At 64.3% G+C, this 22,248-nt stretch carries 22 protein-coding genes; 12 read left to right on the forward strand and 10 right to left on the reverse strand.

Annotated elements, in window-relative coordinates; translation table 11 throughout:
- The first annotated feature begins 34 nt into the window (after nucleotides 1–34).
- The 5 genes from O3299_RS20385 to O3299_RS20405 are packed head-to-tail and all read left to right on the forward strand — an operon-like array spanning nucleotide 35 to nucleotide 4,309.
- Nucleotides 35–1,858, forward strand: a complete 1,824-nt coding sequence (locus tag O3299_RS20385) for an aminopeptidase P family protein (RefSeq protein WP_305063084.1) — start codon at nucleotides 35–37, stop codon at nucleotides 1,856–1,858.
- Entirely contained in the window at nucleotides 1,858–2,112 is a 255-nt protein-coding gene (locus O3299_RS20390) for a hypothetical protein (protein ID WP_077398459.1), read from the forward strand. The genes O3299_RS20385 and O3299_RS20390 overlap by 1 nt, the downstream gene beginning before the upstream one ends.
- Complete coding sequence (locus O3299_RS20395) at nucleotides 2,113–2,853, forward strand: MgtC/SapB family protein (RefSeq protein WP_099665898.1); 741 nt, start codon at nucleotides 2,113–2,115, stop codon at nucleotides 2,851–2,853.
- A gap of 16 nt (nucleotides 2,854–2,869) precedes the next feature.
- A complete protein-coding gene (locus O3299_RS20400) occupies nucleotides 2,870–3,457 on the forward strand; it encodes a DUF924 family protein (RefSeq protein WP_289906103.1) in 588 nt (195 codons plus the stop codon).
- A 9-nt stretch (nucleotides 3,458–3,466) separates the two neighbouring features.
- On the forward strand, nucleotides 3,467–4,309 hold the full coding sequence (locus tag O3299_RS20405) for a Rossmann-like and DUF2520 domain-containing protein (RefSeq protein ID WP_305063085.1): 843 nt from the start codon (nucleotides 3,467–3,469) through the stop codon (nucleotides 4,307–4,309).
- Nucleotide 4,310: 1 nt separating this feature from the next.
- Here the strand turns inward: O3299_RS20405 and O3299_RS20410 are convergent, their stop codons facing one another.
- Nucleotides 4,311–5,765: a sensor domain-containing diguanylate cyclase gene (locus tag O3299_RS20410; RefSeq protein WP_305060502.1), complete on the reverse strand. Its 1,455-nt coding sequence runs from the start codon at nucleotides 5,763–5,765 to the stop codon at nucleotides 4,311–4,313.
- A gap of 265 nt (nucleotides 5,766–6,030) precedes the next feature.
- On the opposite strand from O3299_RS20410, the gene O3299_RS20415 reads away from it, so the two are divergent.
- Nucleotides 6,031–6,393 carry a hypothetical protein gene (locus O3299_RS20415; RefSeq protein WP_251349529.1) on the forward strand — a complete coding sequence of 121 codons (363 nt, stop codon included), beginning with the start codon at nucleotides 6,031–6,033 and terminating at the stop codon, nucleotides 6,391–6,393.
- A 146-nt stretch (nucleotides 6,394–6,539) separates the two neighbouring features.
- On the opposite strand, the gene O3299_RS20420 is transcribed toward O3299_RS20415, so the two are convergent.
- A complete protein-coding gene (locus O3299_RS20420) occupies nucleotides 6,540–7,121 on the reverse strand; it encodes a molybdopterin-dependent oxidoreductase (RefSeq protein WP_305063086.1) in 582 nt (193 codons plus the stop codon).
- 225 nt (nucleotides 7,122–7,346) lie between these two features.
- Between O3299_RS20420 and O3299_RS20425 the strand changes: the two genes are divergently transcribed.
- Nucleotides 7,347–7,928 carry a porin family protein gene (locus tag O3299_RS20425; RefSeq protein ID WP_099665893.1) on the forward strand — a complete coding sequence of 194 codons (582 nt, stop codon included), beginning with the start codon at nucleotides 7,347–7,349 and terminating at the stop codon, nucleotides 7,926–7,928.
- Nucleotides 7,929–8,100: 172 nt separating this feature from the next.
- Here O3299_RS20425 and ettA read toward each other — a convergent pair whose 3' ends face one another.
- Nucleotides 8,101–9,768 carry an energy-dependent translational throttle protein EttA gene (ettA, locus tag O3299_RS20430; protein ID WP_034752850.1) on the reverse strand — a complete coding sequence of 556 codons (1,668 nt, stop codon included), beginning with the start codon at nucleotides 9,766–9,768 and terminating at the stop codon, nucleotides 8,101–8,103.
- A gap of 97 nt (nucleotides 9,769–9,865) precedes the next feature.
- Entirely contained in the window at nucleotides 9,866–10,750 is an 885-nt protein-coding gene (gene rarD / locus O3299_RS20435; protein WP_305053717.1) for an EamA family transporter RarD, read from the reverse strand.
- A gap of 238 nt (nucleotides 10,751–10,988) precedes the next feature.
- Here rarD and O3299_RS20440 point away from each other — a divergent pair, with 238 nt between their 5' ends.
- Both O3299_RS20440 and O3299_RS20445 read left to right on the forward strand, forming a co-directional pair.
- Nucleotides 10,989–12,866, forward strand: a complete 1,878-nt coding sequence (locus O3299_RS20440; RefSeq protein WP_077398475.1) for a potassium transporter Kup — start codon at nucleotides 10,989–10,991, stop codon at nucleotides 12,864–12,866.
- Between the two features lie 145 nt (nucleotides 12,867–13,011).
- Entirely contained in the window at nucleotides 13,012–13,491 is a 480-nt protein-coding gene (locus O3299_RS20445) for an FKBP-type peptidyl-prolyl cis-trans isomerase (RefSeq protein ID WP_257218787.1), read from the forward strand.
- 66 nt (nucleotides 13,492–13,557) lie between these two features.
- On the opposite strand, the gene O3299_RS20450 is transcribed toward O3299_RS20445, so the two are convergent.
- The 3 genes from O3299_RS20450 to O3299_RS20460 are packed head-to-tail and all read right to left on the reverse strand — an operon-like array spanning nucleotide 13,558 to nucleotide 15,651.
- Complete coding sequence (locus O3299_RS20450) at nucleotides 13,558–14,229, reverse strand: diphthine--ammonia ligase (protein WP_305063087.1); 672 nt, start codon at nucleotides 14,227–14,229, stop codon at nucleotides 13,558–13,560.
- Nucleotides 14,226–14,702 (reverse strand): GNAT family N-acetyltransferase, encoded by a 477-nt coding sequence (locus O3299_RS20455; protein ID WP_251349524.1) that lies wholly within the window; start codon nucleotides 14,700–14,702, stop codon nucleotides 14,226–14,228. Before O3299_RS20455 ends, O3299_RS20450 begins: the two co-directional genes overlap by 4 nt.
- A 40-nt stretch (nucleotides 14,703–14,742) precedes the next feature.
- On the reverse strand, nucleotides 14,743–15,651 hold the full coding sequence (locus tag O3299_RS20460) for a LysR family transcriptional regulator (RefSeq protein WP_305063088.1): 909 nt from the start codon (nucleotides 15,649–15,651) through the stop codon (nucleotides 14,743–14,745).
- Between the two features lie 103 nt (nucleotides 15,652–15,754).
- Between O3299_RS20460 and O3299_RS20465 the strand changes: the two genes are divergently transcribed.
- On the forward strand, nucleotides 15,755–16,591 hold the full coding sequence (locus O3299_RS20465) for a type 1 glutamine amidotransferase domain-containing protein (RefSeq protein ID WP_305063089.1): 837 nt from the start codon (nucleotides 15,755–15,757) through the stop codon (nucleotides 16,589–16,591).
- A gap of 68 nt (nucleotides 16,592–16,659) precedes the next feature.
- Here the strand turns inward: O3299_RS20465 and O3299_RS20470 are convergent, their stop codons facing one another.
- On the reverse strand, nucleotides 16,660–17,085 hold the full coding sequence (locus tag O3299_RS20470) for an organic hydroperoxide resistance protein (protein WP_034783746.1): 426 nt from the start codon (nucleotides 17,083–17,085) through the stop codon (nucleotides 16,660–16,662).
- Nucleotides 17,086–17,371: 286 nt separating this feature from the next.
- Here O3299_RS20470 and O3299_RS20475 point away from each other — a divergent pair, with 286 nt between their 5' ends.
- Both O3299_RS20475 and O3299_RS20480 read left to right on the forward strand, forming a co-directional pair.
- Nucleotides 17,372–18,637 (forward strand): histidine kinase, encoded by a 1,266-nt coding sequence (locus O3299_RS20475; RefSeq protein ID WP_305053721.1) that lies wholly within the window; start codon nucleotides 17,372–17,374, stop codon nucleotides 18,635–18,637.
- A complete protein-coding gene (locus tag O3299_RS20480) occupies nucleotides 18,624–19,406 on the forward strand; it encodes a LytTR family DNA-binding domain-containing protein (RefSeq protein ID WP_305053722.1) in 783 nt (260 codons plus the stop codon). Before O3299_RS20475 ends, O3299_RS20480 begins: the two co-directional genes overlap by 14 nt.
- A 6-nt stretch (nucleotides 19,407–19,412) precedes the next feature.
- Here O3299_RS20480 and O3299_RS20485 read toward each other — a convergent pair whose 3' ends face one another.
- Together O3299_RS20485 and gshA are read right to left on the reverse strand one after the other, a co-directional pair.
- On the reverse strand, nucleotides 19,413–20,456 hold the full coding sequence (locus O3299_RS20485; RefSeq protein ID WP_099665884.1) for a histone deacetylase family protein: 1,044 nt from the start codon (nucleotides 20,454–20,456) through the stop codon (nucleotides 19,413–19,415).
- A 25-nt stretch (nucleotides 20,457–20,481) separates the two neighbouring features.
- Complete coding sequence (gene gshA / locus O3299_RS20490; RefSeq protein WP_305063090.1) at nucleotides 20,482–22,083, reverse strand: glutamate--cysteine ligase; 1,602 nt, start codon at nucleotides 22,081–22,083, stop codon at nucleotides 20,482–20,484.
- Nucleotides 22,084–22,248: the final 165 nt, after the last annotated feature.

Genomic DNA, 22,248 nt, shown 5'->3' on the forward strand with positions numbered 1-22,248 from the left:
AGGCACTTCCCAGCACCGCTCCATTTTCGCACCCATGCAGACACCTGACCAAGCCACTCCCGCCTCCCGTTTGTCGCAACTGCGCAGCGCCATGCGCGCGCAGCACATCGACGCCTGCATCGTGCCCTCGGCCGACCCGCATTTGTCCGAGTACTTGCCGGCCCGCTGGCAGGGCCGTGAGTGGCTGTCGGGCTTTACGGGGTCGGTCGGCACCCTGGTCGTGACGCAGGAGTTTGCCGGCGTATGGACCGATGGCCGCTACTGGGAACAGGCGGAAGACGAACTGGCCGGCAGCGGCATCGTCCTGAAGAAAATCCCGTCCGGCGCCAGCGTGCTGTATATCGACTGGCTGGGCGAAACCATGCGGCCGGGGCAGACGGTGGCCGTCGATGGCGCCGTACTGGGCCTGGCCAATGCGCGCCTGCTGCAGCAGGCGTTGGGCGCGCAAGTCACCCTGCGCACGGACACCGACGTGCTGCTAGCCGTGTGGCCGGATCGCCCGGCCATGCCCGCCGCCCCCGTGGTTGAACATGCGGCCGCGTATCCCTCGCTGTCGCGCGCGCAAAAACTGGCGGCCCTGCGCGCCGGCATGGCGGCCCACGGCGCCAGCCACCACGTGATTTCCACCCTCGACGACATCGCGTATCTGTTCAACCTGCGCGGCGCGGACGTCAACTACAACCCCGTCTTCCTCGCGCATGCGCTGGTGGGACCCGAGCGCGCCACCCTGTTCGTCGCCGACGGCAAGGTGCCGGCGGCCCTGCGCGCCATTCTGGAAGAGCAGGGCGTGGACGTGGCCGCCTATGACCGCACGGCTGCCGCGCTGGCCGCCTTGCCGGCCGGCGCCACCTTGCTGCTCGACCCGCGCCGCATCACGTTCGGCACGCGCCAGGCCGTGGCCGATGGCGTGCAGGTGGTCGAATCCATCAACCCGACCACCCTGGCCAAGTCGCGCAAGACGGATGGCGAAGCGGCGCACGTGCGCGCCGCCATGGAGCAGGATGGCGCCGCCCTGTGCGAGTTTTTCAGCTGGTTAGATCGCACCCTGGCCGACCCGCAACGTGCGCCGTTGACGGAAATCGGCGTCGACGAGCACCTGACGGCTGCCCGCGCCCGCCGCGCCGGGTTTGTCAGCCCCAGTTTCGGCACCATCGCCGGCTTCAATGCGCATGGCGCCATCATGCATTACCACGCCCATGCGGATTCGGCCGCCACTATCGAAGGCGACGGCTTGCTGCTGATCGACTCGGGTGGCCAGTATTGGGGCGGCACCACGGATATCACCCGCGTGGTCCCCGTCGGCGCGATCACGGCCGAGCACAGGCGCGATTTCACCCTGGTCTTGCGCAGCATGATCGCGCTGTCGCGCGCGCAATTCCCGCGCGGCGTGAAGTCGCCCATGCTCGATTCCATCGCCCGCGCGCCCCTGTGGGCCGAAGGCATCGACTTCGGCCACGGCACGGGCCACGGCGTGGGCTTCTTCCTCAACGTGCATGAAGGGCCGCAATCGATTTCGCAGTCCGCCATGCCGGAGCCGCAGACGGCCATGGAACCGGGCATGATCACCTCCGTCGAGCCGGGCATCTACCGTCCCGGCCAGTGGGGCATCCGCATCGAGAACCTGGTGCTGAACGTTCCCGCGGGGACGACGCCCTTCGGCGAATTCCTGTGCTTCGAAACCTTGACCCTGTGCCCGATCGACACGCGCTGCGTGGAACGTTCGCTGCTGCGCGATGACGAAGCGGCCTGGCTGAACGACTATCACGCCACCGTGCGTGCGCGCCTGGCACCGCACCTGGCCGCGCCGGCCGATGCGCCTGCGCTGGCGTGGCTGGAACAGCGCACGGGAGCCATCTGATGCGCTCGACCCGCGCCACGTCCGCCATCGAGCGGCTCAAGGAACGCACCGGCCACCGCCTCTACACGATGGCGCGCACGGGCGATGAACTGTTCTTCCTCACGGAAGGCCCGGGCTTGCCGCCCCTGTGCCCGCCGCTGGAACTGGACGCCTTTGTCGCCTTCGTGAATGGCCTGGGACCGCAAAAGGCGCGCCGCGTCAGCAAGCTCGATGTGGCGTTTGAAAAGCAGTTGACGAAAAAGCCCCAGGACTAAATGCCGACCATCGACTTCCTGCGCGCCTACTGGTCGCCGGCCGAGCTGGCGACGAATGGCGTGATCCTGCTGAACTTGCTTGGCGCACTGCTGCTGGGCTTGCTGGTGGGATATGAGCGCTCGTATCACGGGCGCGCGGCCGGCATGCGCACCTACAGCCTCGTCTGCATGGCCTCGGCCGCGCTGACGGTGCTGGGCGGCTATCCGGAGTTCTGGTACGGCGGCCATGGCGCCATCGTCGGCAGCGACCCCACGCGCGTCATCCAGGGCATCGTTACGGGCGTGGGTTTCCTCGGCGCCGGCGTGATCATGCGCGAGGGCTTCAATATCAGCGGCCTGACGACGGCCGCCTCGATCTGGGCTTCGTCCGTGATCGGCATCATGGTCGGCATCGGTTTTTACCTGTCGGCCATGGGCCTGGCCTTCCTGTGTGCGATGGCGATGATTTTCCTGTCAAAACTGGAGAACTGGCTGCCGTCGCGCCACGCGGTGGCCATCACCATGCGCTTCAAGCGCGATTTCATTCCGCGCGAAGATGCGCTGCGGCGCATGGCGGCCAAGCGCGGCTACGACATCGCCGGCGGCTCGCTGACCATCGGCAGCACGGACGGCATGCAGGAATGGCGTTTTGTTGCCATCGCGCATGGCAAGAACACGGGCGCCAGCCTGTCGGCCATGTCGGCCGAACTGGCCGCCTTCGAAGGCATCGCCGGCTTCCAGCTGTCGCATGCCCGCAACTGATACGGATGCCGAGAGGATGGACATGGATGCACAGGCTCAAGAGGTACTCGATTTCTGGTTCCTGCCGCCGGATAACCCCGACTACGGCCAGTCGCGCGTGGAATGGTTCCGCAAGGATGACGGCTTCGATGCGCAGATACGCGCGCGTTTCGGCGCGCTGATCGATGCCGCCATCGACGGCGGCTTGCGCGCGTGGGATACCGCGCCGCACGGCGCGCTGGCGCGCCTCATCGTGCTCGATCAATTCACGCGCAATGTCTATCGGGGTACGCCGCGCGCGTTTGCCGGCGATGCCCGGGCGCTGGCCCTGGCCGTCGCCTTGACGGACGCGGGGCAGGACCGCCAGCTGCCGCCGATGCTGCGCGCTTTTGCCTACCTGCCGTTCGAACACGCGGAAGACCTGGCCATGCAGGCACGCGCCGTCGAGCTGTTCCAGCTGCTGTCGCAGGCGCAGCCCGGCTTTGACGGCATGCTCGATTACGCCGAGCGCCACCAGGAAGTGATCGCCCGCTTTGGCCGCTTCCCGCACCGCAACGCCATCCTCGGCCGCGCCTCCACGCCGCAAGAGCTGGAATTTTTGCGCCAGCCGGGATCGAGCTTCTAGAAAACCGCCATGAACGTTACCCTCAATATCATCGGCGCCGGCCACGTGGGCCGTGTGCTGGGCCGTTTGTTCGCCCGCGTGGATGGCACGCAGGGCGGAGCAATCCTGGTGCAGGATGTGCTGACGCGCTCGATGGCGTCGGCGCAGGCGGCCGTCGATTTCATCGGTGCCGGCACACCCGTCGCCAGCTATGCGGCCTTGCGGCGCGCCGACGTCACCATGCTGGCCGTCTCCGACGACCAGATCGGCCCGGCCTGCGCGGCGCTGGTGGCCGAGGGACGCCAGGCGGGCGCCATCGTGTTCCACTGCAGCGGCGCGCTGGCCTCGAACGTGCTGCTGGCCGCCACGCAGGCCGGCGCGTTTGTCGCCAGCGCGCACCCGATCCGCAGCTTTGCCGACCCGCAGCAGGTGGCCGCCACCTTCGACGGCACGTTTTGCGGCGTCGAAGGCGATCCGCTGGCGCTGGCCTTCCTCACGCCCGCCTTGAACGCCATCGGCGCGCGTCCCGTGCCCATCGACCCGGCCGCCAAGACCCTGTATCACGCCGCCGCCGTCTTCGCCAGCAATTACCTGGTGACGGTGCTCGACGCGGCCTTGCGCGCCTACCAGGCGGCCGGCATTCCCGAGCTCGTGGCGCGCGAACTGGCCCAGCCCCTGGTGACGGAAGCGGTGGCGAACGTGTTCCGCCTGGGCGCCGCGCCCGCGCTGTCCGGCCCCATCGCGCGCGGCGACTTTGCCACCGTGCAACGCCAGCAGCTGGCCGTGCAAAGCTGGGATGCCGCCACGGGCGAGTTGTACCGGGCGCTGGTGGCGCCCACGCAGGATCTGGCCAGGCGCAAGCGCGGGGGATGACTCAGGCGGCGTGCACGCCGTTGCGGCCGTGATGCTTGGCCTGATACAAGGCGCTGTCGGCGCGCGAGAAGAAGGCCGACTCGCTTTCCTCTGGCCGGTACTCGGCCACGCCCAGGCTGATCGTCACGGGCAGTTGCGGCGCGGGCAGGCCGAAATCGTGGCGTTCGACGGCGGCGCGCAGGTTTTCCGCCACTTCCGCCGCTTGCGCCAGGCTGCAGTTGTTCAGCAGTACCAGGTATTCCTCGCCGCCCCAGCGCGTGATGACGTCGCTTTCGCGCACGGTGGCGCGCGCCACGTCGGCCACGCCACGGATCACCTTGTCGCCCCACAGGTGGCCGTGGGTATCGTTGACGCGCTTGAAGAAGTCGATGTCGAAGAGGATGGCGGACATCGGTTGTTCGTTGCGTTTGGACAAGAGCATGGCGCGCTGGAACAGCAATTCCAACGATTGGCGGTTCAATAGCCCCGTCAGCGCATCCGTCGAGGCGATGCGTTCGATGCGGCGCTGGTAGCGGTTCACCGTCAGCAGGGTCAATACCAGCACCAGCAGGGTGACGCCAAAGCTGATGGCCAGGTTGAAGATGAAGACGCGCTGCAGCGACTGGACTTCGTCGCTGACATTCTGCTCGACCACCAGGTACCAGCCCAGTTCGGGAATGAAGCGCGAGTTGACGAGGATTTGCGCGCGCCCCAGCTGGTACGACAGGTGCGTCGGTTCGCTCTGGTGGTTGATGATTTGCTCGGCAATGGCGTTTACGCCGGGCAGGCTGCGGATATTGCCATGCCCGTTGCGCATGGTCTTGCCTGCCAGCACCAGGGCGCCGGCGCCGTCGACAAAATAGATGTTGCGGTGGAAGCGCGCCTGGTAGCGGTCGATGATGTGGCTCATGGTGGCCAGGGTCAGGCCGATGCCGGTGGCGCCGATGAACTGGCCGTCGTAGTCGTAGACGCGGTGGTTGATGAAGATGGTCATGCTGTCGCGGTTGGCCATGTCCACGTCGACATTCGTTTCATAGTCGGTGGTGTCCATGGCGCGCACGCGGTAGTACCAGATGTCGCGCGTGGCTTGCGGGCTGACGGATTTCAGGGTGCCTTCCGCATAGTAATATTTGCTGCTCTTGTCCGAGACGAGAAAGCTGGTGATGGCGCCGTACTTCTTCTTGACCTCGGCCAGGTAGCGCACGATCTGTTCCGGCTTGTTTTCGCCGGCGAGTATCCAGTCGCGCACGAAGGTGTCGTGCGCCATCAGCGAGGAAATGAAGACGGGACGCAGCATGTCCTTCTGGATTTCGGAATAGATATTGTCGCCCGTCAATGGCAAGGTCTGGTCGGCGATGCCGTGCTCGATGGCTTGGCGCGAAGCCAGGTAACTGGCCAGGCTGGTGGCCATGAAGCCCGCCCCCAGGATCAGGGTCAGGAGTATGAGCAGGCGGTACTTGATCGACAGAAGACGCATGGAGACGAGGGGTGGCCGGCGGGAAGGCAATCTTGATGCAAGCCAAAAGTATGCAGCAGGCTGGGTATTGGCGCAATGATAACTGGCTTTATTGACAATTTACCTTGGCGAACGCGACAAGATAACCACGACTTACCAAATAAAAGTGCCGATTTGTCGACAAAGATGCAAATTAGCAATAAGATTTGACGAGGGGAATCATTGCGCACCGCCCCTGTCTTGCCGCCCGTTTCAGGCGCGGGACATTACGCGCAGGGAGTGTTGTATGTTATTTTTAAAGAGTACGTCCGTCAGCAAGGCCCCCGGCATCTACGAGGTCGACATCGCTGCGAAACCACCGGGCAAGACCTTCGGCATTTTTCTCGCCACCGATCCCGACCATCCACCGCATGCCTTGCTGGGACAATTGAAGGCGCTCGGCTTCGAGAACACCTATAGTTCGCCCTACCTGCACAAGGATGCGGGCAAGGTGCTGGACCTGCATTTCCAGAAGGATGGCACGGACATCTTCAAGGGCTGGAAAACCGAGGAATGCACGCACAACCTGGCGGCCATCACGGCGCTGTTCGAGGAACACGGCATTACCATCTCGCCGCGCGTCATGTCGATGGCGGAAGCCTACGCCTAAACGCCTATCAAAACCTACTGCGCGTCGGTATAGGCGGCCTGCGATGCTCACTGCCTCGGCGGCCCCGTGCATTAGCACAGCTCCGCTTCTCAGCCACCTCTCCCTTCCGCTCGCTACGGTTTTGTTTGGCGTTGTTTTAAGTAGCGTCAACCCGCCTCCACGCCGATGTGATACAGCGCCCACGGGCAGCTGGCGAACCGTTCGGCCAGGGGTAGGGCCGCCACGGCGGCGATGCGGTCCGCATCGTGGATCGCCCATAGCGGCCCCAGGCCGCCCAGCGCCATCGCCTGCCCGTCCAGGTGGGTGGCGACGATAAAACGCTGTGCGCGCGCCTGCGCCACGGTCAGTGCCGCCGCATAGCCATCCACGGCCCGCAGCAGCAGCCGCACGGCATCGTCCTCGGGCGCGCCGGCCGCCTTCAGTACCTCGACCAGCAGCGGCCCGCGCAGGGCATGCGCCTTGCCATCGTATTCCAGGGTAGGGTGGATGGTGCGCGCCGGCAAGTTCGCCAGCGCCGCGAAGTCGAAGGCCCGCGCCCGCTCAAAACTGATCTTTTGCTTGTGCATCATCTGGTCGCGCACGGCGTCGAACGGACCCCGGTTCGGCTTGTCGATGCTGCCCGTGATGGTCAGCAGGGCGGGACCGCGCAGGCCGGCGGACGCCGCCCGGGCGATGGCGGGCAAGGCCGCGGCGGCCATGCCGGCGGCGAGAAACTGGCGTTTGTGCATGCACTTCTCCTGTGGACTGAAAATAGCTAATGCTCTTAAGTCTATCTTAAGTTCGCTCAACGGTGCGCATTTTACGGTTATTGTCAGTTTGCAATGTCAGCTTACATCTTGTCACAGTTCTTACGGAATGGAGAAAGACGTAGCTTTTTTCGGCTGTTATTGTGTAGTCATCGCACTTCGCTGAACTGCGAATCCAGGCACCATTCACTAATTGAGAGAGAGAACATGATGAAGAAGAAAATCCTGTTTGCAATGATCGCATCCGTTACCGCACTGACCGGCATGAGCGCCGCCCACGCCGAAGGTGCGTATGTGGGTGCCGGCGTCACAGGCAACCGCTATAACTTCGATATTCCTGGCGCCACCAGCGCCGATAATCACAGCGGCTACAAGGCTGGCGCCAAGATCTTCGCCGGTTACGATTTCGATAAAACCTGGGCAATCGAAGGCGGCTATGCCGATTTCGGCAGCAAGGATTACAGCTATGTCACCGGCGCCGGCAACGGTTCCGTGAAAAGCGATTCGCACGGCTATTACCTGGCCGGCAAGGCCACCATGCCCGTGACCGACAAGGTCGGCGTGTTCGGCAAGCTGGGCGTGGCCAAGGTCAAGAACAGCTTGAGCGGCACCGGCTTGTCGACCGGCATCAGCGGCAACGACAAGACGGGCGTGTACGCTTCCGTCGGCGCCCAGTACGCAATCAACGAGAAAGTCTCGCTGACGGCGGAAGTGGAACACTTCGGCAAGAGCGCCGACCAGGGCCGCAAGGCAACCGGCCTCGCTTTAGGCGCACGCTACAACTTCTAAAAACCTACTGCGCGGCACGCTTTGCGGCCTCCGATGCTCACTGTGCTATAGCACAGCTCCGCTTCTCAGCCACAATTCGTTGCCGCTCGCTACGGTTTTAAAAACTGGAAGTGTGCTGAAAAAAAAGGCAGTTACCGCTAGGTAACTGCCTTTTTGCATGGGCGGACCGAAATTACGTGGTCAAGGGCTTGTAGCGGATACGTTTCGGTTTCGCGCCTTCTTCGCCCAGGCGTTTCTTCTTGTCGGCTTCGTATTCTTGATAGTTGCCGTCAAAGAAGGTGACCTGCGAGTTGCCTTCGAAAGCGAGGATGTGCGTGGCGATACGGTCGAGGAACCAGCGGTCATGGGAAATGACCATGACGCTGCCGGCAAATTCCAGCAGGGCGTCTTCCAGCGCGCGCAAGGTTTCCACGTCCAGATCGTTCGACGGTTCATCGAGCAGCAGGACGTTGCCGCCCATCAACAGGGTTTTCGCCAGGTGCAGACGGCCGCGTTCACCGCCGGACAGGTTGCCCACTTGCTTTTGCTGGTCCGAGCCCTTGAAGTTGAAGCGGCCCAGGTAGGCGCGCGACGGCATTTCGAAGCGGCCCACCGTCAGCATGTCGGCGCCGCCGGACACATCTTCAAAGACGGACTTGTTGTCGGCCAGCGAATCGCGGTTCTGGTCGACGATGGAGACGCGCGCCGTCTGGCCGATGGCCACTTCGCCGCTGTCCGGCGTTTCCTTGCCGGTGATCATCTTGAACAGGGTCGATTTACCGGCGCCGTTGGGGCCGATGATGCCGACGATGGCGCCTGGCGGCACCGTAAAGCTCAGGTTATCGATCAGCAGGCGGTCGCCGAACGCTTTCGACACGTTCTTGAACTCGATGACTTCATTGCCCAGGCGTTCTGCCACGGGAATGAAGATCTCCTGCGTTTCGTTGCGCTTCTGGTATTCGTGCTCGGACAGCTCGTTGAAGCGGGCCAGGCGGGCTTTCGACTTGGCCTGGCGCGCTTTCGGGTTCTGGCGCGACCATTCCAATTCCTTCTGCAGCGCCTTTTGGCGCGCCGATTCCGTCGCTTCTTCCTGCTTCAGGCGGGCTTGCTTCTGGTCCAGCCAGGTCGAGTAGTTACCCTTCCATGGAATGCCGTGGCCGCGGTCCAGTTCCAGGATCCACTCTGCCGCGTTGTCGAGGAAGTAGCGGTCATGGGTGATGGCCACCACGGTGCCGGGGAAGCGCAGCAGGAATTGTTCCAGCCAGTCGACCGATTCCGCATCCAGATGGTTGGTCGGCTCGTCGAGCAGCAGCATGTCGGGTTTCGACAGCAGCAGCTTGCACAGCGCCACGCGGCGCTTTTCACCGCCGGACAGCACGCCGATGGTGGCGTCCCATGGCGGCAGGCGCAGCGCGTCGGCGGCCATTTCCAGCTGCAAATTCAGATTGCCGCCGTCGGAGGTCGAAATGATCGCTTCCAGGCGTGCCTGTTCCGTGGCCAGGGCGTCGAAATCGGCGTCTTCCTCGGCATACGCGGCGTACACGGCTTCCAGCTTGGCTTGCGCTTCAAACACTTCGCCCAGGCCCGACTCGACTTCCTGGCGCACGGTTTTGGCCGGGTCCAGCTGCGGTTCCTGCGGCAGGTAGCCGATGTTCAGGCCCGGCATCGGCACGGCTTCGCCCTGGATGTCGGTGTCGATGCCTGCCATGATTTTCAGCAGGGTCGATTTGCCGGAGCCGTTCAGGCCCAGCACGCCGATCTTCGCGCCTGGGAAGAAGGACAGGGAAATATCTTTCAGAATCTGGCGCTTGGGCGGGACGATTTTGCCCACGCGATTCATGGTGTAGACGTAATTTGCCATTAGAAATCTCGGGTGATATACAAAGACGGACAGGATACGGTAAACGCCCGCTTCCGGCCAGCGCTGCGCGCTGCGGAAACGGACGCCAGGGGCAGGACTAGGCGGCGGCGCGCGCCTTGCGGGCCGTCCACAGCCCTTCGGCCGCATACAGGGCCAGCGCCGTCCAGATGACGAGGAAGCCCAGCATGCGCTCGGGCGTGAACGATTCGTGGAAGACCCACACGCCGATCAAGAGCTGGCCCGTGGGGGCGATGTATTGCAATAGCCCCAGCACGGCCAGCGGCAGGCGGCGCGCGCCGGCGGCAAACAGCAGCAGGGGAATGGCCGTGATGGGGCCGGACGCCAGCAGCAGCGCGCGCGTGGCGGTGGAATCCGTGTTGACGAAGCCGCTCTGGCCATGCCACGCCAGCCACAGCATGTAGGCCAGCGCCAGGGGGAACAGAATCAGTGTTTCGAACGACAAGCCTTCCAGCGCGCCCAGCGCGGCCGTCTTGCGCAGCAAGCCATAGCCGCCGAAGGTGGCCGCCAGCAGCAGGGCGATCCACGGCACCTGTCCCGCCTGCCAAGTGAGCCAGGCCACGCCGCAGGCGGCCAGGCCGATGGCCAGCCATTGCAGGCGGCGCAGGCGCTCGTGCAGCAGCAAAAAGCCCAGCATGACATTGATCAGGGGCGTGATGAAGTAGCCGAGGCTGGCGTCGACCACGTGGCCGTTGTTGACGGCCCAGATATAGATGAACCAGTTGGCGGACAGCAAAAATGCGCTGGCGACGAAGCTGGCCACGACCTTGGGCTGCGCTTTCAGGCTGCCCAGCCAGCTCCACTGCCGGCGCACGGTCAGCACGATTCCCAGGAACAACAGCGACCAGACCATGCGGTGCGCCAGGATTTCCTGCGGCGCGATCTCGCCGATGGCGTGGAAGTACAGGGGGAACAGGCCCCAGCACAGGAAGGCGAGGGAGGCGTAGAGCATGCCTGGATTCATGATGGGCTTCGCTGGAGAGTAGACAGTCTGTCATTATGGCTGAAAACATCGGGGGCTGCCCGGCGCCGCTGGCGAGGCGTAGAATGGCAACAAATCAATGGCCGCATGTCCGCGCAGCAAGGCGGAGCGGCACAAAACCACGACCTTGGGGCAGCTGCGGAACCATGCAAAAATACTCTTGCTATTTGCTAATACCTATCATATTGTGCGATGCAACAAAACAAAAACGGGTGCAACCTTGACGTCGGAACATAAAAAAAGCGGCCTTGCCGGCTTGACGCTGGCGGCCGTCGGCATCGTTTACGGCGATATCGGCACCAGTCCGCTGTACACCCTGAAGACCGTCTTCGACCCGGCCCACGGCCTGCTGCTCTCGCACGAGAATCTGCTGGGCATCGTCTCGCTGATTTTCTGGGGCCTGACCCTGATCGTCTCGCTCAAGTACGTGACCCTGGTGTTGCGCGCCGACAACCGCGGCGAGGGCGGCATCATGGCCCTGATGGCGCTGGTGCTGTCATCCGTCAGCCGCCTGTCGCGCTGGCATTTCCCGCTGATGGTGATCGGCGTCTTCGGCGCCACCCTGTTCTATGGCGACAGCGTGATCACGCCGGCCATTTCCGTGCTGTCGGCGATCGAAGGCCTGGAAGTGGCCACGCCCGCCTTCAGTCCGTACGTGGTGCCGCTGACGATCGCCGTGCTGGTGGGCCTGTATTCGGTGCAGTCGCACGGCACGGCCGGCATCGGCCGCTATTTTGCTCCCGTCATGGTGCTGTGGTTTGCCGCGCTGGCCGGCATGGGCGTGGTCAACATCATCAAGTCGCCGGCCATCCTGGCCGCGCTCAATCCCCTGCACGCAGCCACTTTCCTGATGAATAACGGTTTCGTCGCCTTCGTTGCCCTGGGCGCCGTGGTGCTGGCGCTGACGGGCGCCGAGGCGCTGTACGCCGACATGGGTCACTTCGGCAAGAAGCCGATCCGCCTGGCCTGGTTCCTGATCGCCTTTCCCGCGCTGGCGCTGAACTACCTGGGCCAGGGCGGCTTGCTGCTGGCGCATCCGGAAGCCGTCTCGAATCCGTTTTACCAGCAACTGGGCGCGTGGAGCGTGTATCCGCTGGTGATCCTGTCGACCATGGCCACCGTGATCGCCTCGCAGGCGACCATTTCCGGCACCTTCTCGATGACCAAGCAAGCGATCGCGCTGGGCTTCCTGCCGCGCATGCGCGTGCGCCATACGTCGGAAAGCGAAATCGGGCAGATCTACATCCCCGCTGTGAACTGGCTGCAACTGGCCGTGGTGCTGCTGGCCGTCATCGGCTTCGGTTCCTCGGAAAACCTGGCCGCCGCCTACGGCATCGCCGTGACGGCCACCATGCTGTCGACGACGATCCTGACCTTCTTCGTCATCCGCTACCGCTGGAAGATGAACCTGGCCCTGTGCTGGGCCGCCACGGGCTTTTTCCTGATCATCGACGTCAACCTGGTGTCGGCGACTGCCCTGAAACTGTTCCACGGCGGCTGGTTCCCGCTGCTGCTGGGCTCGATTTTGTTCATCGTCATGCTGACCTGGAAGCGGGGCCGCCAGCTGGTGTTCCAGAACCTGGAAAAGCATGCGATTCCGCTCGACGATTTCCTCTCGTCGCTGTTCATCGCGCCGCCGCTGCGCGTGCCCGGCACGGCCATCTTCCTGCGCGGCGAAACGGATGGCGTGCCGCATGCGCTGCTGCATAACTTGCTGCACAACAAGGTGTTGCATGAACGGGTAATCTTCCTCACCGTTTTCATGCATGAAGAGCCGTGGGTGGCGCCATCGGAGCGCGTGCGCGTGGTGGACCTGGGCCACCAGTGCTACCAGGTCAACGTGCATTACGGCTTCAAGGATGAACCCGACATTCCGGCCGCGCTGGCGCAGTGCGCCCAGCAGGGACTGGACTTCGAGATGATGGAAACGTCGTTCTTCATCGCGCGCCAGACCATCATCTCGACGCCGGGCGCCGGCATGATGCCGTGGCGCGAGCACCTGTTCGTCACCATGTCGCGCAATGCGCGCACGGCGGCCGACTACTATCAGATTCCGAGCAACCGGGTGATCGAACTGGGTACGCAGGTAGAAATATAGATATTGTGTCAACGTTGCAGCGAGGCACATTTATTGCCGTGCTTACGTCTGCTTACAAATGGGCTACGCGAGTCCTGTTAAACTCCAGCCCGTACCGGTCCGCACCGTACGGGCTTAGCCACACACCAATATTTAAAGGGAAACCATGAAATCGGTATTTCAAATGATCGCCACCCTCGCTTGCGCCGTGGCCCTGACCGCTTGCGGCGCTGCTGCCAATACCGAGAAACCGGTCGTGCTTGACCCGAATACGCAAGTGAAGGAACTCCTCTTTCCCGACCTGGTGAAAGGCACCGGCACGGCCGCCGCGGCGGGCGATACCCTGACGGTGGCCTATACGGGCTGGCTGTATGACGCGAGCAAGCCGGACGGCAAAGGCGTGCAATTCGAAACGTCGCCCCCTCTCCAGCCTTTTACGTTTGTCCTCGGTATCGGCAAAATGATCCTGGGCTGGGATCGCGGCCTGGTCGGCATGCAGGTAGGCGGCACGCGCCGCCTGCTCATTCCGTATGACCTCGGCTATGGCGTGAGCGGCACCCGCGACAGGGTCACGAATGCGGTGGTGATCCCGCCTTACGCCGGCCTGGTGTTCGACATCACGCTGCAAAAAGTGGAAAAAAAGTAAGCACGCGCAAGGTGCACGGACAAAGGGCGACTCCATGGAGTCGCCCTTGTTGTTTTTGCGGCCAATTCAAACTGGCGCCAGTTCCTGGAAGTAATACGTGGCGCCGCCCAGATTGGTCGGCGCGTCATATTGCAGCACTTGCGTGCGGCGCAGTGCCACCGGTGCGCTGAAGGCGGGGCCGTCGTAGACGAAGGTGTGGAATTCGCCGTTTTCGCCGCAGGCGTCGACGCCGGGCGGCAGGTCGGCCAGGAATGCGGCGTCGAACTCGCGCCCGCAAAATTCGCGCGGCAGGTGCTGGCCATTGATGCAGACGACGATGGCCTTGAAGCCGGCGGCGAGAAATTCATCGACCAGCGCGCGCCGTTCCCCGCCCCACAGGGGCAAATGGGCCGTCAGGCCGGCTGCGGCGCAGACTTTTTCTTCCCAGTCGCGGTGCGGCTGCAAGTCGATGTCGCCGAAGATGGCGTGTTCTATGCCTGCGTCTTTCGCCGCGCGCAGCATGGCGACGAATTGCTCCTCGTAGCTGGCCCAGCTGGCGTGATAGCGCTGCAGGCGCGCGCCCAGGCTGGCTGCCTGCGCTGCGAGCAATTCCGGCGGCACGCCGTGCGAGCGCGACTTGCGGCCGTCTTCATCCATGGCCGTGATCAGCAGCGGCACGCTCGTGCCGGCGTTGCGCGCGCGCCACAGGGCCAGGCAGGAATCCTTGCCGCCGCTCCAGGAAATCAGGGCCGTCGTCATGCCGCCGCGCCCGGCTGCACGGCGCGCAGCATGTCGACGTGCTCGATACCGTCTTCATCGTAGGGCGCGCTGACGGTGACAAAGCCGAAGGACTGGTAGAAGCGCTCCAGGTAGTGCTGCGCGCCGATGCGGATGGCGTGGCCCGGGTGCTGGCGTTCGGCGCGCGCGATGCCCTCAAGCAATAGCTGCTTGCCCGCGCCCGTGGTGCGCGCCTCGGGCGCCGTCAGCACGCGGCCCAGCGACATTTCCACATACTTGGCGCCCGGCGCCAGCACGCGCAGGTAGGCGGCCAGCCGGCGTTCGCCGTCGACCGTTTGCCAACCCAGCAAATGCATGGCTTGCTGGTCATGGCCATCGAGGTCCGGGTAAATGCACTGCTGTTCGATGACGAACACGCGCTGGCGCAAGGCCAGCACCTGGTACAAATCGTGGGGGCCGAGTTCGTCGAACGTGTTCCATTGCCAGCTGATCATGGGTCATCCTTGATTGAGAGTGGCCATGATTTTACCGGCTTCACGCCGCCGGCGCGGGATAGCGCTGCGCATACCACTGCTTCAGGTGCTCGATGCAGCGCGTCACGCGGGGCGCCACCAGCTGGCGCGATGGGTAGATGGCAAACAGCGCCAGGCTGGGACGCTCCACCTCGGGAAACAGCTCGACCAGCGCGCCGCTGGCCAGTTCCTCGCGGCAGACAAAGGTGGGCAGGATGCCGATGCCCAGGCCCCGCAGGATCAGGCTGCGCATGAACAGGGTGTTATTCGTGCGCACCCAGTTCGGCACTTCGATGTCGCTGTGCGGCCCCGCATGGCGCAGCGGCCAGCGGCTGCCGAACAGGGCGTGGCTGTAGATGAAGCAGCGCTGGCGCGTCAGGTCCGTGGGGGCCAGCAGGGGACCGTGGCGTTCCAGGTAGGCGGGCGCGCAGCAGATGTGCAGGCGGTAGTCGTGGATGTGGCGCGCCACATAGCTCGAATCGGTGAGCGCCGTGGTGACGCGGAAACCCAGGTCGTAGTTGGCCGCCGCCAGGTCCACGTATTCATCCTTCAGGTCGACGTCCAGGCGCAAGGTTGGCCACTCGGCCATGAAATCGGCCAGGCCCTCGGCCAGCTCGCCCACGCCCAGCGATAATGGCGCGTTGATGCGCAGGCGGCCCGTCACGTGGGCTGTCGAGTGGGCCACCATGTCCTCGGCCTGCGCCAGTTCGTCGAGCAGCTTGCGGCAGTGCTCGAGGTAGGCGGCGCCCGTTTCCGTCAGGGCCAGCTGGCGCGTGGTGCGCGTCATCAGGCGCCCGCCCAGTTCCTGCTCCAGCTGGCCGATGCGCCGGCTCACATACGAGGCCGACAGGTCCAGTTCATCGGCCGCGCGGCGAAAGCTGCCCAGCTCGGCCACGCGGCGGAACAGCTGCATTGCCTGTAATTTATCCATGGCGTTCCCATTCGGTCGTATTCAGCATTAGTCAGCTGCATTATTCATCATTTTTCTCCATTTTGATTCGGAATATGCTGACGGCTTCTCTACTGGAATCCTCATGATGAAAAAATTACTCTTAAGCAGTGTGCTGCTCGCCGCCTTTTCCACCGCCCAGGCGGCCGACGTTCTCGTCGTGCTGTCCGACGCGAACCACCTCGAATTGCGCGATGGCAAGGTCTTCGCGACGGGCTTTTATCTGAATGAACTGATGCAGCCCGTCAAGAAGCTGCTCGACGCGGGCCACACGGTGACGTTTGCCACGCCGCAGGGCCAGGCGCCCACGCTGGACGCCAGCTCGGATACGGCCGCCTACTTTGGCGGCGACGCGGCCGCGCACGCGGCGCACAAGGCGCTGCTGGACCAGCTGGCGCTGACGGTGCCGGGCCGCTCGCCCGTGATCAGCCTGAAACGGGTGGCGCAGATCGGCTATGGCCACTATGCGGCCGTGCTGGTGCCGGGCGGCCACGCGCCCATGCAGGATTTGTTGAAGGATGCCGGCCTGGGCGCCTTGCTGCGCCAGTTCCACGCGGACGGCAAGCCGACGGCGCTGCTGTGCCACGGCCCCATCTCCCTGCTGTCGGCCCTGCCGCAGGCGGCCCAATTTACGGCCGCGCTGGAAGCGGGCCAGACGCCGCCCGCGCCGGCCGGCTGGATCTACAGCGGCTACCGCATGACGGTGATCAGCAACCAGGAAGAACTGGCGGCGCAGGGCGCGCTCGGCGGCGGCACGATGAAGTTCTATCCGCAGTCGGGCTTGCAGGCGGCCGGCGCGCAGTATGTGCAGAACCAGGCGCCGTGGAGCAGCAACGTGGTGGTCGACCGCGAATTGATCACGGGGCAGAATCCCGCCTCGGCGCCGGCCCTGGCGGACCAGCTGCTGCAGGCGCTGCGCTGAAAAAAATCCCCGGCGGCGCCTGGGGGCGCGGCCGGGGAGGTGCAACGCGTGCAGCGCCGCGTGTGCTATTACACGATCGTCAGGGTGACGTCGATGTTGCCGCGCGTGGCGTTCGAGTACGGGCACACGATGTGGGCGGCGGCGACCAGCGCTTCGGCGGCGGCGCGTTCCATGCCTGGCAGCGAGATTTTCAGTTCCACTTCGATGCCGAAGCCCGTCTCGATGGCGCCGATGCCGACGTTGCCTTCGATGGACAGGTCCGCCGGCAGGGCGATCTTGTCGCGGCCGCCGACGAATTTCATGGCGCCGATGAAGCAGGCCGAGTAGCCGGCGGCGAACAGTTGCTCCGGATTGGTGCCGACGGCGCCATTGCCGCCCAGTTCTTTTGGCGTGGTCAGCTTGACGTCCAGCACATTGTCGGACGACACGGCACGGCCTTCGCGGCCTCCGGTGGCGGTAGCTTGGGCGCGGTACAGGACTTGTTTGATCGACATGATGGTTTTCCTTGAGTTGATTAAATAGTTGACTACTAAATAGTGTGCTACTTGTTTCGTGGGCTGCTGCCCCAGGATGCCCGTCTGAAGAAGCGGTGTGCGGCGTCCATGTACACAATATATATCGTGCGCTATTTAATTGCAAGCGATTTTATTTGCGCGTGGCGCGGATTGAAGCTTTATTTTCTTGCCTTTGTCGCCAGTATTGCCCTTCCATCGCATAATGGCCACCGCCGCTGGCGCCGATAGTTATGCTTGGCCCCACTTCACTCCCCAAGGAAAAATCATGACTAGCCTTTTCTTTATCCTGCGCATCACCGTGGCCACGATGGTCGCCTACATCATCGCCACGGCGATTCTGGTCGAGAATTTCCTGCGCCATGTCTTCGGGCAGACGGAAGGCTTTTTTGTCATCGTCGGCGCGCTGCTGGCCAGCGCCGTCGTCACGAATGCGTTTTCGCACGTGCGGCGCGTGCGCCTGATCGCCGGCGCCGTCAATGCCGGCACCCTGTCGAGCCGCCAGCGGCGCCAGATCGAGATTCCGTTCGAGGCGGGCGAGGCGTTCGACATGATCGACGCGGCCATCCGCGAACTGCCGGGCAGCGAAGTGGTCGAAAGCGCGCGCGACAGCCTGCAGGTGCAGGCCCGCGTGCGCCGCGCCGCTCCCTACACGCACACGGGCTTGCCGCGCATGCGCCTGCTGAGCTTCCTGGAGCCGCGGCCGAACCAGATTCTCGCCACCGTCACGCCGAATGGCGAAGCGGGCAGCGTCACCCTGATCTGCGAACCGGCGCGCAACGCCTGGACCGACTGGTTCCTCGTCGACCATGGCAGCAACCTGGAAAACGCGGAAGCGGTGACGCGGGCGATGACGCGCCGGGTGGCGCAGCGCCGCCGCGGCGAGCAGGCCGAGGCGCGCCAGACGGTGACGGAAAAGGAACTCACGGTGGCCAAGCTGAGCCTGCTGCATGCGCAGGTCGAGCCGCACTTCCTGTACAACACCCTGGCCAGCGCGCAGCTGCTCACGCGCAGCGACCCCGTGCGCGCCGACGAAATGCTCGGCAACCTGATCCTGTACTTGCGCCACTCGCTGCCGCGCACGGAGCAAGCCATGTCGACCCTGGGTACGGAGCTGGAACGGGCGCGCGCCTACCTCGATATCCTGAAAATCCGCATGGGCGCACGCCTGAACCTGCAGATTGAGGTGCCGCAATACCTGCGTCAGGCGGAACTGCCGCCGATGATGCTGCAAACCCTGGTGGAAAACGCCATCAAGCATGGCCTGGAGCCGAAAAGCGGCGGCGGCACCATCTGGATCATGGCGCGCAGCGGCAACGGCACGGTGATCGTCACGGTGGCCGATGACGGCAAGGGGCTCAGCGATGACGGCGCCGGCACGGGCATCGGTTTACGCAATGTGCGCGAGCGCCTGCGTCTGACCTACGGCAATGCCGCCGCGTTTGCCATTGTCGCCAATTTCCCCGATGGCGTGACGGCCACCATCACGGTGCCCGACAGCACGGCGCAAGGAGTTTCCTATGCATCAGCCTGAGATGACTTGCGTCATTGCCGAAGACGAAGCCCTGCTGCGCGACGCGCTGGTGGCCCTGCTGGCCGAAGAGTGGCCCAGTTTGCGCATCGTCGCCGCCTGCGACGACGGCGGCGCGGCGCTCGAGGCCATCGCCACCCTGCGCCCCGATATCGCCTTCCTCGACATCCGCATGCCGGGCTTGACGGGGCTGGAAGTGGCGGCCGGCGCGCTGGAAGCGAGTCCCGCCACGCAGGTGGTGTTCGTCACCGCCTACGACCAGTACGCGATCGATGCCTTCGATAACGGTGCCGTCGATTATCTATTGAAACCGATAGCCCGCGAGCGCCTGCAGGCGACCGTGCAGCGCGTGCAGGCACGGGCCGGCAAGAGCCAGGCGGGCGACGGCGCGCTGGCCGGCTTGCTGCAGCAATTGAGCAGCGCCTTGCCGGCGGCGGCCAAGTCGCCGCCGCTGGTGTGGCTGACGGCCAGCAGCGGCAAGGATACGCGGCTGATCATGGTGGAAGACATCGCCTATTTTCAGTCCGACACCAAGTACACGGCCGTCATGACGGCGGAAGGCGAGGCGCTGCTGCGCAAGCCGATCCGCGAATTGCTCGACGTGCTCGACCCGGCCATCTTCAAGCAGATCCACCGCTCCACCATCGTCAACATGAAGATGGTGGCCTCGGTCACGCGCGACGAGGTGGGGCGTGGCGCCTTGCGCCTGAAAACGCGGCCGGAAACCCTGGCCGTGAGCCAGCCGTTCATGGCGCTGTTCCGCAATATGTAGGCTGGCTTAATCGGCCGTTTCAAAGCCTTCGAGCACGTTGACGACATTGATGCCGATTTCCTTCACGGCATAGCCCCCTTCGAGGATGAAGGCGGTGGGCAGGTTCAGATGCGCGAGGCGTTCGCCCACGCGCAGGTAGTCGCCGCTTTGCAGGGCGAAGTGCGACAGCGGGTCGCCGGCAAAGGTGTCCACGCCGAGCGAGACCACCAGCGCGTCGGGTGCATACATATTGATGCGCAGGCAAGCCGTTTCCAGCGCGGCGAACCAGCTGGCCGTGGACGTGCCGGGGGGCAGCGGCAAGTTGACGTTGTAGCCGAGCCCCGCGCCGCTGCCCGTTTCATCGGCGTGGCCCAGATAAAACGGGTATTCGCTGCGCGGGTCGGCGTGCAGGGAGGCGAACAGTACGTCGTCGCGCTGGTAAAAGATGCTTTGCGTGCCGTTGCCGTGGTGGTAATCGATATCGAGGATGGCGACCTTGCGGGCGCCGTCGTCGAGCAGATGCTGCGCGGCCAGCGCCGCGTTGTTCAGAAAACAGTAGCCGCCGAAGAAATCGCTGCCCGCATGGTGGCCCGGCGGGCGCGTCAGGGCGAACGTGGCCCGCTCGCCCAGGCGCAGCGCGTGGGCCGCATTGACGGCGCAGTCGGCGCCCGTCTTGGCCGCCGTCCACGTGCCGGCCGTCAGCGGCGTGCCATTGTCCATCGAGTACAGTCCCAGCTTGGCCGTGAAGTCATCCGGTTCGATATCGCTGCGCAAGGTGCGCACGGGCCACACGGATGGCAAGGCGTCCTTGCCCGCGTTGTCGGGATCGAGCGCCAGCCAGTCGTGCCAGGCATGGCGCAAAAAATGCAGGTAACGGGGGGTGTGGATGCGCTCCAGCGACGTCAGCGGCACGCCGTGCGGCGTGACGATGCGGCCCAGGTTGCGCCTTCCCAGCTCGGCCACCACCATGTCGGCCCGCTCGGGCGTCTCGAAGCAGGGCACCAGGGTGCCGCGAAACATTTCGAAGCGGCCCCGGTGCTGGCTGTGCAATTCATTGTAGAAGGTCAGCATGGGGGCGCTTTGCGCAAGGTCAGACTCAGGTGTGCGAGCACAGGGTGCTGGCGCGGTAGGCGGCGACGAAATCGTCGAAGCTGCCGGCTGGCGCCGCTTCCATGGCGCGCTGCTCGGCCAGCGAGCTGGCGGCCATCTCGTCGAAATACGCGCTTTGTTCCTGCGTTGCCGGCTGCGTGCGGAAATAGGCGGCGTGGCGTTCGCTCTGGCGCAGGCCGAAGGCGGCAAACGAGCCGCCGTTGGCGCGCAGTTCGGCCAATACCTTCGCCGATGGCGTCGCATCCGGGTCGGCCAGTTTGCGGGCTTGCGCGGCCAGGCTGTCCGCATGCTGCGTGCCGCCAAGGCGCGCGTCGAGCAAGGCCGCCACGGGCGCGATGCGCGCCAGCAACTCTTCGCCCCAGGCCTGCAGGGTGATCTCTTCGCCGTCGCGGCGCAGGGTCAGGCCCGGCTTGCGGCCTTCCTTGACGGTGCGGGCGAAATTGTTCGTGTAGCAGGCGCTTTGCTCGGCTGAGATGGGGCCGCTGTCGTCGAGCGCGCAGAACAGCAAAAACGCGTCGAGGAAGCGGCCCGTTTCCAGGCTGATGCCGACCGGCTCGAACGGGTCGACATCCATGCAGCGCACTTCGATGTATTGCACGCCGCGCAGGCACAGGGCCTGGATCGGGCGCTCGCCCGTGCGGATCACGCGTTTCGGACGGATGGTCGAATAGTATTCATTTTCGATCTGCAGCACGTTGGTGGACAATTGAATCCACTCGCCATCCTTCTTTGTGCCCAGCGCCGCATACGGCGGATATGGGTCGTTGACGGCGTGCGTGAGGGCGTTGACGTAGTCGTCCAGGCTGTTTTCGTGCGGGCGCAGGCCGGACTGGGCATCGTTCTGGTAGCCGAGGTCGCTCATGCGCAGGCTGGTGGCGTACGGCAGGAACAGGGTGTCGTCGGACAGGGTGTCGAGCTTGTGCGGGCGGCCGCGCAGGAAACCGGCCGACAGGGCCGGCGAAGCGCCGAACAGGTACATCAGGAGCCAGCTGTAGCGGCGGAAATTGCGGATCGTCGCCAGGTAGCTTTCCGACTGCACGTCTTTCGGCGTGGCCGCCGCGTGCGTGGGGCTGGCGCTGGTGTCAGGATTGCCGGCCAGCGCCTGCCACAGCTGCTCGTCGAGCGAGTAGTTGTAATGGATGCCGGCGATGCATTGCATGGCTTTGCCATAGCGCAAGGCCAGGCCGCGCCGGTAGACGTGCTTGAGCATGCCCATGTTCGAGCTGCCGTAGTTGGCGATTTCGATGTCCGCTTCGGGCGGCAGCTGGCACGGCATCGACTGGCTCCACAGCAACTCGTCGCCGAGGCGGCTGTAGGCGTGGCGGTGCACGGTGTCGAGTTTGTCCAGCGTGACGGCGATGTCCTGTTCCGCCGGCGTGATGAATTCGAGCAGCGCTTCGGCGTAATCGGTGGTGATTTCAGGGTGCGTCAGCGCCGAGCCCAGGGCGGCGGGGTGGGGCGTGGAAGCCAGATGGCCGGCATGGTCGACGCGCAGGGTTTCACGCTCGATGCCGCGCAAGCCGCCCAGCAGCGCGCGGTTGGCATCTTCGGTCAGCAATGCCAGGCGGCGAGTCAACAGGTTGGGCAATTTGAGCTTCCTTTCTTGTGCAGCATATAAATAATTTGTGCTGAGATTAACCGAATTTTGGCAAATGCGTCGGCGCCGGCCCAAAAAACGCCGCGTCGCCAGCGTCCGCCCCGGGTAACGGGGACGGCGCTTCGGTCAGGAATTCGCTTGATATTTTAACAAACT

The organism is Janthinobacterium sp. SUN176 (genome assembly GCF_030587335.1).
Classification (GTDB): Bacteria; Pseudomonadota; Gammaproteobacteria; order Burkholderiales; family Burkholderiaceae_D; genus Janthinobacterium; species Janthinobacterium kumbetense.